Raw genomic sequence first — 10,553 nt, forward strand, 5'->3', positions numbered from 1 at the left:
CTTGTACCTTTACCAATTGCCCCAATCCGGCGGCAATAAAATAGAGCGATGCTAATAAAATCTCTTGGCCAGCATATTTATTAATATTACTTGCCGCCGTCAACAGCGGCTCGCCGATTGCAAACCCAATAATAATCGAAGCTGTCGAGCTAGTCGCAAATAGCGCGTTAGCTGTCAACAAATTTTCTGGCCTAACAACGAGTGGAATTGCCGATTGTTCTGCTGGAGCAAAGGCTTGAGTAACTGTCGAAATTATAAACGTAATAATTAATAAAACTATAAACTCTCTCGGTAGAATCGGTAATAATAAAATCAGCGAACCTCGAACGAGATCGGCCAATACCATAATCTTTTTTTTGGGATAGCGATCGACAAAAATCCCGGCGGCGGCTCCAAATAAAATTGCTGGAATTGTAGTCGCTACCATTAAATACGAGCTAGAAGATGCTGCATATTTAACTGGGACATTGTAACTAGTCAATAGCGCGATCGACATGACAATCAACACTTTATCTGCAATTTGCGAGAGGACTTGCCCAGTCCACAAGAAGATAAAATATTTATTCTTGAGTAGAGCCTTAAATCCACTCGCCTCTGTAGGTGTTTTAGCAGGCAACATAGGCTAGAAAATAGGGGTATAGATAATTCAATTTGTTAGGAAATAGGGGTGCGTTTGCGGTAGCGAAGCTGACTCTGTGCGAAATCAAAATGGTACTAAAGATCGAATCTAATTGCGTTGGCGTAGCCTCCGCTTTGGATAATCGTCTGTAGCGATTGTACCTATAAGTGGGTCGGAAAATCTGACAGGATGTGACAGTCGCTGGAGTGGACAGTGGATAATGGATAATAATAGATCCTAGCTATTAATTCATCGCACCCCTGAAATGAACTCTACTCTCGCATACCTGACTACTCAACTCGATCGGGCGATCGTTGCCGCATTGGGGGAAGATTATGCTGGCACCGATCCTCTCCTCGTATTATCGAGCAATCCTAAATTTGGAGATTATCAGGCAAATATGGCGATGGGACTCGCCAAAAAAATCGGCCAACAGCCGCGCGCAATCGCTCAATCGATCGTGGATAATTTAGACGTCGCCGCAGTCTGCGAACCACCCCAAATTGCTGGCCCTGGCTTTATCAATTTTACTGTCAAACCCAGTCATCTGGCCACTCAACTCCAAGCCATGCAAGCCGATAGCCGCTTGGGAGTACCCGTCGCTGACAAACCCCAACGCGTCATCGTAGACTTTTCGAGTCCGAATATTGCCAAAGAAATGCACGTCGGCCACTTGCGATCGACTATTCTGGGAGATTGTATCGCCAGAGTCTTAGAATTTCGGGGTCACGATGTGCTCAGACTCAATCACGTTGGCGATTGGGGTACCCAATTTGGGATGTTAATCCTCTACTTGCGGGAAGCCTATCCCCAAGCCTTAACGACTGCTGACGCACTCGATTTAGGGGATATTGTTGTGTTGTATCAACAAGCCAAAAAGCGTTTTGATGAAGATCCAGAATTTAAAGAAGCAGCCAGACAAGAAGTCGTCAAACTCCAAGCAAAAGACCCTGAAAGTATCAAAGCTTGGAAACTGCTGTGCGAACAATCTAGACGCGAATTTCAGGTCATCTACGACAGATTGCATGTCAATCTCGCCGAACGCGGCGAATCTTTTTACAACCCTTATTTAGCCGCCGTAGTTGAAGATCTAAAAGTGACGGGATTATTAGTCGAAAGCGACGGCGCACAGTGCGTCTTCGTCCCTGGATTTACCAATAGAGACGGCGATCCTTTACCGCTAATCGTTCAAAAAACTGACGGCGGTTATAACTACGCCACTACCGATCTCGCTGCCATTAGATATCGGATTCAAACCGATAAAGCCGAGCGGATTATTTATATCACCGATGCCGGACAAGCCGATCATTTCGCACAAGTATTTCAAGTTGCCAAATCGGCAAACTGGATTCCCGAAAATGTGGAAGTTAGTCACGTTCCCTTCGGATTGGTATTAGGAGAAGGCGGCAAAAAAATCAAGACTAGAGATGGTGAATCTGTCAAATTAAAAGAATTGCTCGATGAAGCTGTCGATCGATTCCGCAACGATTTAGAAGCGCGGTTAGTAACAGAATCCAGAGAAGAAACTCCAGAATTTATCGATAATAGTGCTAATGTTGTCGGAATTAGTGCTGTTAAATATTCCGACTTGAGCCAAAATCGCACGAGCAATTACATCTTCAGTTTTGACAAAATGCTAGCACTTCAAGGGAATACCGCACCCTATATGATGTATGCCTATGTCAGACCGCAAGGAATCAGCCGTAGAGGTAATATCGATTACGATAGTCTCGGAGATAATGCCCCCATTATCTTCACTGGAGAATTAGAAATCAATCTCGCCAAACATCTCCTTCAACTAGAACCAATCATTACAGAAATAGAACGAGATTTATTGCCAAATCGCTTGTGTCAATATCTATTTGAATTGAGTCAAAAATTTAATCAATTTTATGATGACAAGAAAAAATATCCTATTCTAGAGGCTGAAGAACCTTTGCGAACTTCGCGGTTAATTCTATGTCATTTGACTGCTAAAGCATTAAAATTAGGATTAGATTTACTTGGCATTTCGGTACTAGAAAGGATGTAGACATTTTTGGTAAATAAAAATCGGTAGGGACAATTCATGAATTGCCCCTACTAGTACCTCTTTTTCCTGCCTCTGCGCTCTCTGCGCCTCTGCGGTTAACAATACCAGTTCATAAGGACTGTAATAATATGAGAATGATTTAAGATTGCTATGTCTCGATCGTAAAATGAGACTAAATAGAGATAAATACTTCCATACACCCAAGATATATGAACAAAATCGCCTACCGTGAATTCGGGGACGAAGAACCCGAAGAAGAAGTCATAGAACTACCCCCAAACCAGCATAAACTCAAGATCGAAGTGTCTAGAAAAGGCAAAGGCGGCAAAACAGTCACGATCGTCAGTGGCTTTCAGGTATCCGCAGAGACACTTACCAGCCTCACCAAGACACTCAAAAATCAGTGCGGTACTGGTGGCACGATGAAAGACAATTCGATCGAAATTCAAGGCGACCACCGTCAAAAATTATTAGAGATCGTCACTAAATTGGGATACAAAGCTAAATTGAGTGGCGGCTAAACGGTAGATTATTTTCAGCTCGATAGAGAATAGATCGGCCATTATATCGATTCGATCGCCTAGCAAATTGTCGTAAAGTGACGAGTAATTCTAAATTACGTACCGACTACGCTTTCGTGGCATGACTTACAGCCTCCGTATCATCGATATCCCCAGTACCGAACGTCCCCGCGAACGCTTGCTCGCCCACGGCGTCAAACACCTAAAAAATGCGGAGTTAATCGCGATTTTATTAGGAACGGGACAAGGGCCTGGTAAACTATCGGCGATCGGGTTAGGCGAATATATTCTCAATCACTTAGGGCAACATCAGCGAGATCCATTAGAAAGATTGCGCGATTTGCATCCCCAGGAATTGATGGATATTCCGGGAGTGGGGCCAGCTAAAGCCACAGCAATTCTGGCCGCAGTAGAATTGGGACAACGAGCTTGTTCCTTACGTCCCCCAGATCGCGCGATTATCGAAAGTCCCGATACCGCCGCCGCTGCGCTCAGTCAAGAGTTGATGTGGTCTACTCAAGAGCGATTTGCCATCTTATTATTAGATACCAAAAATCGGTTGCTCGGGACGCAGTTAATTACCATTGGCACGGCGACAGAAACCCTCGCACCACCCAAAGAAATTTTCACCGCCATTCTCAAGCAAGGTGCGACCAAAACGATCGTCGCACACAATCACCCTTCCGGTAGCCCCCAAGCCAGTCAAGCCGATATCGAACTCACGCGTCAGTTGCTAGCTGGCGCAAAATTATTGGGCATCCCCCTATTAGATCATCTAATTTTAGGGGGTGGTAACTGGAGTAGCTTGCGTCAGAATACCAATCTCTGGGACGAATGTCCCCAGGAGGATTGATTCTCTAGCGTAAGTTGCTAGTTAGAAAGTTAGGAATTGGGGAAAGGGTAAAGAATAAAGGCTCAGGGTAATGGATAACCAGCCCTTTCAACACTCCTGCCCTAAAATTCTGCAAACAATTCCATTAATAACTCTTCGGCTGAGATTTGCTGCATTTGTTGAAAAACGGCAGGGCCTTTCATGAAATCTTTAATTGTCATCTTCTTGTCTCGAAAATCGCTGACGAATTGATAGACTTCGGAAATTACCTCAACTTGCGATTCGGTTTCGGCGACCATTTCACCGATCGGATCGAGACCGGATTTGGTTAACTTCTTATATTCAGCGACGATCGAGCCTTCGGGAGTGCTTTTGGTGATGCGGATCTCTTGTTTGAGATTGGCATATTGGCTATTGAGAAATTCATTCTCTTGCTCGATCCGCGCGCACCTACGAGCGAGATCGTCTTCACTATCGCGATCGATGATTTCGCCCATCTGATGCTGCTTTTCGATCGCGAGTAACTTAGCCAGATCGCCAGCTTGATAGGCTTGGTTAATTTCTTTCATTACTTCGGTATGATACTCGCGATCTTTATCATCGCCGACTTTATCGGGATGAAAAACGTCGGCCAATCTCAAGAAAAGCTGGCGAATTTTTTTTAATTCATCTCGATCGATCTGTGGAGCTTCTGGCTCTGGCTTAAAGCGAGATTGATGTTGACGTCCGAAAAAATCTTCAGCATCCCACTGGTCTTCGTCTTCTAAGTTTTCTGGCTCATCTGCGGAGCTACCGTGACTATGATTGGGACTAATCAATCCCGATATTTGCAGTGTGTAGTAAATCTTTTCAATATTTTTGCGAGTCTGTTTGCCGAGTTTTTTACCAGTAAATATTTCGGTAAATACAGCGTGAATTTTAGTGTCTAGTTCAAAAAGTTGCTGGAGAACTGGAGCACTCCGCTGTGCTACTTCTAACCCAATTTCGCGAATTCGATCGAGCAAATTATTTAGTTCGGTGCGCTTTTTTTCGATTTGCCCGAGTAGCTTTTGATTGTCCCGCTCCAAAAATTCCAGTCGGATGCGTAGATCTGAGAGTGCTAACCCATCGGAACTAGGTGCTACCGTAGTAGTGTCCGCAGGCTGGCGAGTAGAGGCAGATTTAGATTTTCGAGCCATAGAACAGATAATTGGGGTCGAGATGGCAACTTAACTATTCTAGTGACTCAACCGCGCTCTGTCATGTAAATAAGTGTAATGGAGCAGTTAAAGTCATAGTTTTCTAGCGAGGGAGTGGTTTCTATCTCGATCGAAACTCTCTAGGGTCGATTCTCTTTCAGCGACTCTTCGCGATCGAGTAGAAAATTTGCCAGATTATCTACATATATTGTTGCAACGACACGATCTTGGCAAACATTGCACGGGCAATCGATTTGGACTCTGGCATTGAGGGGCAAGTCGATTTTTTTTCGCTAACCTAAAAAATCCCCAGATGTATCGATCGATCCAAATTTATCGAGATCGTTCGAGTCTCAAAGCTTTTCATAGCAACACTTTCAAGAATTTTTAGAAATATATAGACAGATATCGATCTCGATACAAGCTGTGGGTACTCTAAGCATACAAATCTATGAAGTCTATTGAGTAGCATATATGGTGCTGTTCTACAGACTTTACAGAAATGCCAATCTTGCTATCTATCTTCATCTGAGCCTGTTCCCGATTTCTCAATTTTTGAAGGATATAATTTCTCATGACAACGCAACTCAAAGATTTTTCCAAATTCATTGCTGCGGCTGGAGTGTTTGGACTAGCTTCACTATGTTCTGTATCTACCGCTAATGCAGTGAGTGTCAACCGCGTTACTGCGGCTACTTTTGGCGCAGAAGCTGGTCGCATCACATTCTCAGAACCAGGTTTTGCTCTTGGTACCATTAATCCTGTTTACGCTCCCGCTCAATATGGTGGTGGTGTTAACGCACCGATCGTTTCTTTTGGTGCATTGTTTGCCGGACAAACTAACACTAATGCTGCTGTATCAGGCTCCCCAACTGCTAGTTTATCCTTAACTGGAATTGCCAAGATCGTCCGCGATGATGCGACCCCATCTACTCCCGTACTTGGTGGCGGTGAAGGCTCCTCATTATTCAACACTCCAATCAGTATTTTATTCAACCGAAATGTATCTGCAGTTGGGCTTGATGCTGGTTTCTTCAATACTATCGGTAGCACTCAAATTACTGCATTCAATCGCAATGGTGTGAGTCTGGGTTCGGTTGTCAATACAGCTCTTGGAATTGAGTTCCTCGGACTAGTAACTGACGATGGTAGCAACGCAATTGCTGGACTACAGTTTTCGGCTCTGAGTGCAGATGCTTCGGGTTTTGCGATCGACAATGTAAGGTTTAATGAAGCAGTGAACACTCCCGTTGCTGAATCAGTTCCAGAACCTTTCACGATCGTCGGTACTCTCATCGGTGGCTCGGCAGCAATGCGGATGAGAAAGAAACTAAAGTCTAGCACCAAAGTATAAAGCGATTAGGTGCAAATAGCACTCGATCGATTCGATATCGTACATCGATAGGGTATGTATTTTCGCTTTTACTTGAAAATATTTCTGCAAATGTATGTCGCCCTACAAAATGTGGGCATACTAAGACCGCAGATCTGAGCATTTGAAGATAGTACGTGACAAATCACTGATGAATCTTGCGAACTAGCCTCTAAAATATTTGCTAATTTGCAACAACATTAATTGTTTTTAGCTCGTGCTATTAATTTGCAAATAGTCTCATTTAAATAAAAGCAAACACTCAACTCTTGCCCACAGACACCATTGCATAGCCATTTTGCTCTACATCATATCTCTTCAGATAAGTAATGAGCAATTCTAGATCGATCGTTACAGTCTAAGTCAACAAAATTGACTTTTACTTTAAATCTAAATTTCAAGCATCTGATGATGTGCGATCGGATCTAACGACTCTAACCATTCTATATTCAATGAGAATTACCCCATGAAACTAAACAGATCGATCGTTCTAGCTCTCAGCTCAGGCGCGATATTTGCGCTCGGAGCGATTGAGGCTCCCAAAGCAAGTGCGACACTACTAACTTCCTATCAATTCAACGGCAATGGAAATTGGTCGATTGATGGTGTGGGAAGTAATAATACTCCTGTAGGGGATATTAGTGCTTTTGTGCCTGTAGGATCGAAAATTGAAAAGGCTTTTCTTTACAGTAGTACTTACTTGAACAACAACTCATTTGTTCCAACTGTTAACTTCGACGGGACTACTTACAGTAGTGCTGCTTGGACTAATCTTGGTACAACGTCTTCTTCTGGCCTCACAGCTTTTCGTGCAGATGTTACCAATCAAGTTGCTGCTAAGATTGGAAATGGAAGTGCTTCTGATTTCATTTTTTCCGTCTTGAGTGAAAGTCCCAGCAACATTGATGGTGAAGCCTTAGCCATTGTCTATAGCAACCCCAATGAGTTAGAAAGAACGATTGCCTTCCTGGATGGTTTCACTAATCCATTAGGTGACACTACTTCTATCAATTTAGCCGATCCGCTGACAAGCACTCAACTCTCCAATCCCAATTTTGAAGCATTGCTGTCTCTAGGTATCGGTTTTAGTGCAGGGGGGCGCCAATCTTCTAGAGTAGATATCAACGGTTCGCGATTGACTAATGCTGCTGGCGGATTTGACGATGGTGGTCTATTCAATGGAGGATTGATAACTATCGGTGGTCTTGGTGATAGCACTGATAATCCTACCAATCCCGATCTCAATACTGCCGCTGATGATGAACTTTACTCACTTAAATCATTGTTAGCTGCTGGCAACACCCAAATTAAGCTCGATACTGTCAATGCTTCAGGCGACGATAATATCTTCTTTGCTGGGATCAACATTACTGCACGAGCTGGGGTTAACGCACCACCACCACCACCATCATCATCAAACACAGAACCAACTAGCACCTCTCCCACCACTGCGGTTCCTGAGCCTTTCACGATCGTTGGTACTTTGATCGGCGGTACTGCGGCACTTCGCATGAGAAAGAAACTAAAATCTAACGATAAAGTGTAGATAATTTAGTTACTAACATCGAAATACCAGGTAAATTTACGGACGTCAGAAACGATCCGATAATTTGCCTGGTATTTTGCGTTGACGATTAACATCGATTTCGATATTCTATTCAATTTAGGGCGTTGCTGGATTAGGGTATGATTCTGGATCTTTTCTGTACAAACTGATTCCTTTAACTCCCAACTCCCAACCCCATCACTAGCAATTTCAGAGTTAGATCCAGTAACACCCGATCTAACTCTGGCGGCGTTGCAAAATAATTGGATGTTTGCCGACTACTGGAGAGCGCGCGATCGAGACACCTTGACTATCTTGGATTTCTAATTTGGTAAAATGATTGGCTTGGGCTTGTTGCCACATCCGATCGGCTAAACTATTTTGCAGTTCGTCATCGATCGTATACCAGGCTGGATTGAGCCGAACGATTAATCGATCGCGTGCGAGATCGACGCTCAGGGCACTGACGAGATCGTCTGGGTATTGGCTGGTAAGATCGCTTAATTGGGCTTCGATCTCTTCGATAAATACTTGTTCGGGGCTAATTTGGGGCGTGCTAGCTGTCTCGGCGGATGGCGAAGCGGCAGGGGTGACAACAGGTGCGGGTGTAGGATTGGCGACAGATGGCATCATTTTCGGGACGAAGAAACCGTCAACGAACCAGATCCCGACAGTTAGGAATGCGACGATAATGGCGATCGCGATCGCATCGGCAAACTGCTGAACTTGCACTGGTAAAATGCGCCGAAATTGCTGCATCAGTCTTGCCCATTTACCGACTACGCTATTTACCGGATCGGGTGTAGAGCTGTCGCGCAGATTTCGATCTCCAGACTTACTAGTACTTGGCGAAAATGCTGGCGGACTTGCCAGGGGTATTTTAGTGTCTAGCGGAATATCGTCCCAGATATCTTCGTTAGTCGGTAATGGGATCGGATTTGTGTTGCGCCGAGCTTCTGGAGTATTGCGATCTCTAACTGTTGGTGCGGGAAGAGCGTCATCCCAATCATCGAGATCTAGAGTAGTCTTGGGGATCGGCGGGATGGTTTCGGGGACGGTGGGTTGGGCGTAGACGATGCGATTATTGTCGTCGGCTAATGTTTCGGCATCATCCCAGTTGGTTTCTTCGTCATCATCAAAGATACTAGAACTCGGAAAATCTCGATCGTTCGGTGTCGATCGATCCCAATCGTTCAATGCCGCAGTTTTGCGATCTTCATCTTCTAATGGCGATCGTCTTTCGGCTTTGCCGCCCTCGTTTTTACGGGAATTTGCATTGGCAACTACCGATTGTTCTGGGGTCTTTTTTCCAAACCGCCCAAACAATCCTTGCATTAATTTTCCTGTCCTCGATCGGGGTGCCATTTCGGTTAGGATGAGTGTCACTTCACTCTAATTTATCATCTTTACTCGGTCAGCCTTGACAGATAATCAAAATTTATGAGTAATAACCGTCGTCAATTTTTAATTGGAGCTGGCTTGACTGGCTTTGGCTTGGCTGTATCTGGCAAATTAGTGACCGATCGCTTCGATGCTACTGACGATGGCGCACTCGCCTCGCAGCCGCCTGGAGCTGCTTTTCGAGATAAAAATTCTCGATCGCCAGTGGCAATCCCGAAGTCAAAATTGTTGCAGCGATTTGCAGTAATGGCCGATACGGGTAGTAGCACCAAAACTCAATATGCCGTCGGTCGTGCCATGAGCCAATACCATCAGCAAAATCCTTTTCAGGCAGTGTTGATGGTGGGCGATAATATCTACAATAATGGCGAGATGTCGAAGATTAAAGAGGCTTTTGAAATTCCCTATGCGGATTTGCTCAAGCGAGGGGTAAAGTTCTATGCTGCACTGGGCAATCATGACGTGCGGACAGATAATGGCGATCGGCAAGTCGAGTATCCCCAATTTAATATGCAGGGGCAATATTATACCCACACACATGGGGATGTAAAATTCTTTGTACTCGAAACTAATGCGATCGTCGATCCAACCTCAACGGAGCGCGCCAAGCAGTTAGCATGGCTAGATCGCGAGTTAGCGGCGAGTAAAGCAAGGTGGAATATCGTCTACGGACATCACAATATCTACTCGGCGGGTGTCTATCAAGTCAATGCCATCATGCAAAGAGATATTACTCCCATCTTGAAAAAGCACAACGTGCGATTGTGGATTAACGGTCACGACCATAATTATCAACGCTCTAAACCGATCGATGGCACGACATATCTAGTCTGCGGCGGTGGCGGCGCGAAGCTCTATCCAATCAAAGCCCAAAGCTGGACGTCATTTGCCCAAAGCATCCACAGCTTCGGCATCATCGAAGTCTACCAAGACCAAATTCTCCTCACTGGCATCGATAGTAAGGGCGAGATAATCGATCGCGGTTTAGTTAATTTAACTTAATAGCATCGCAAAATCTCCTCCCAGTTTAGTCAATTTAACTTAAGTAAGAT

The 10,553-nt window shown here is 44.5% G+C and carries 9 protein-coding genes; 6 read left to right on the forward strand and 3 right to left on the reverse strand.

Annotated features, from left to right (window positions below; translation table 11 throughout):
• Nucleotides 1-619, reverse strand: a 619-nt coding sequence (locus C7B77_RS14445; protein WP_146138327.1) for an MFS transporter, incomplete at its 3' end; no start/stop codon positions are given.
• A 265-nt stretch (nucleotides 620-884) separates the two neighbouring features.
• On the opposite strand from C7B77_RS14445, the gene argS reads away from it, so the two are divergent.
• The 3 genes from argS to radC all read left to right on the forward strand — a co-directional run bounded on the left by argS (nucleotide 885) and on the right by radC (nucleotide 4,025).
• A complete protein-coding gene (gene argS, locus C7B77_RS14450; protein WP_106305962.1) occupies nucleotides 885-2,651 on the forward strand; it encodes an arginine--tRNA ligase in 1,767 nt (588 codons plus the stop codon).
• Between the two features lie 209 nt (nucleotides 2,652-2,860).
• Complete coding sequence (locus tag C7B77_RS14455) at nucleotides 2,861-3,172, forward strand: translation initiation factor (protein WP_106305965.1); 312 nt, start codon at nucleotides 2,861-2,863, stop codon at nucleotides 3,170-3,172.
• Nucleotides 3,173-3,293: 121 nt separating this feature from the next.
• On the forward strand, nucleotides 3,294-4,025 hold the full coding sequence (gene radC / locus C7B77_RS14460; protein ID WP_106305968.1) for a RadC family protein: 732 nt from the start codon (nucleotides 3,294-3,296) through the stop codon (nucleotides 4,023-4,025).
• A gap of 101 nt (nucleotides 4,026-4,126) precedes the next feature.
• On the opposite strand, the gene C7B77_RS14465 is transcribed toward radC, so the two are convergent.
• A complete protein-coding gene (locus C7B77_RS14465) occupies nucleotides 4,127-5,182 on the reverse strand; it encodes a J domain-containing protein (protein ID WP_106305971.1) in 1,056 nt (351 codons plus the stop codon).
• Between the two features lie 574 nt (nucleotides 5,183-5,756).
• On the opposite strand from C7B77_RS14465, the gene C7B77_RS14470 reads away from it, so the two are divergent.
• Both C7B77_RS14470 and C7B77_RS14475 read left to right on the forward strand, forming a co-directional pair.
• Complete coding sequence (locus C7B77_RS14470) at nucleotides 5,757-6,536, forward strand: PEP-CTERM sorting domain-containing protein (RefSeq protein WP_106305974.1); 780 nt, start codon at nucleotides 5,757-5,759, stop codon at nucleotides 6,534-6,536.
• Nucleotides 6,537-7,020: 484 nt separating this feature from the next.
• A complete protein-coding gene (locus C7B77_RS14475; protein WP_146138328.1) occupies nucleotides 7,021-8,100 on the forward strand; it encodes a PEP-CTERM sorting domain-containing protein in 1,080 nt (359 codons plus the stop codon).
• Between the two features lie 237 nt (nucleotides 8,101-8,337).
• Here the strand turns inward: C7B77_RS14475 and C7B77_RS14480 are convergent, their stop codons facing one another.
• Nucleotides 8,338-9,486, reverse strand: a complete 1,149-nt coding sequence (locus C7B77_RS14480) for a hypothetical protein (RefSeq protein ID WP_146138329.1) — start codon at nucleotides 9,484-9,486, stop codon at nucleotides 8,338-8,340.
• Between the two features lie 54 nt (nucleotides 9,487-9,540).
• Between C7B77_RS14480 and C7B77_RS14485 the strand changes: the two genes are divergently transcribed.
• On the forward strand, nucleotides 9,541-10,503 hold the full coding sequence (locus C7B77_RS14485; RefSeq protein WP_106305980.1) for a metallophosphoesterase family protein: 963 nt from the start codon (nucleotides 9,541-9,543) through the stop codon (nucleotides 10,501-10,503).
• Nucleotides 10,504-10,553: the final 50 nt, after the last annotated feature.

The sequence above is a fragment of the Chamaesiphon polymorphus CCALA 037 genome (genome assembly GCF_003003845.1).
GTDB classification, from domain to species: domain Bacteria; phylum Cyanobacteriota; class Cyanobacteriia; order Cyanobacteriales; family Chamaesiphonaceae; genus Chamaesiphon; species Chamaesiphon polymorphus.

Bases quoted from the DNA above. Each gene is read 5' to 3' on its own strand.
- argS (WP_106305962.1), top strand. From the start codon at position 885: ATGAACTCTACTCTCGCATACCTGACTACTCAACTCGATCGGGCGATC.
- C7B77_RS14455 (WP_106305965.1), top strand. From the start codon at position 2,861: ATGAACAAAATCGCCTACCGTGAATTCGGGGACGAAGAACCCGAAGAA.
- radC (WP_106305968.1), top strand. From the start codon at position 3,294: ATGACTTACAGCCTCCGTATCATCGATATCCCCAGTACCGAACGTCCC.
- C7B77_RS14465 (WP_106305971.1), bottom strand. From the start codon at position 5,182: ATGGCTCGAAAATCTAAATCTGCCTCTACTCGCCAGCCTGCGGACACT.
- C7B77_RS14470 (WP_106305974.1), top strand. From the start codon at position 5,757: ATGACAACGCAACTCAAAGATTTTTCCAAATTCATTGCTGCGGCTGGA.
- C7B77_RS14475 (WP_146138328.1), top strand. From the start codon at position 7,021: ATGAAACTAAACAGATCGATCGTTCTAGCTCTCAGCTCAGGCGCGATA.
- C7B77_RS14485 (WP_106305980.1), top strand. From the start codon at position 9,541: ATGAGTAATAACCGTCGTCAATTTTTAATTGGAGCTGGCTTGACTGGC.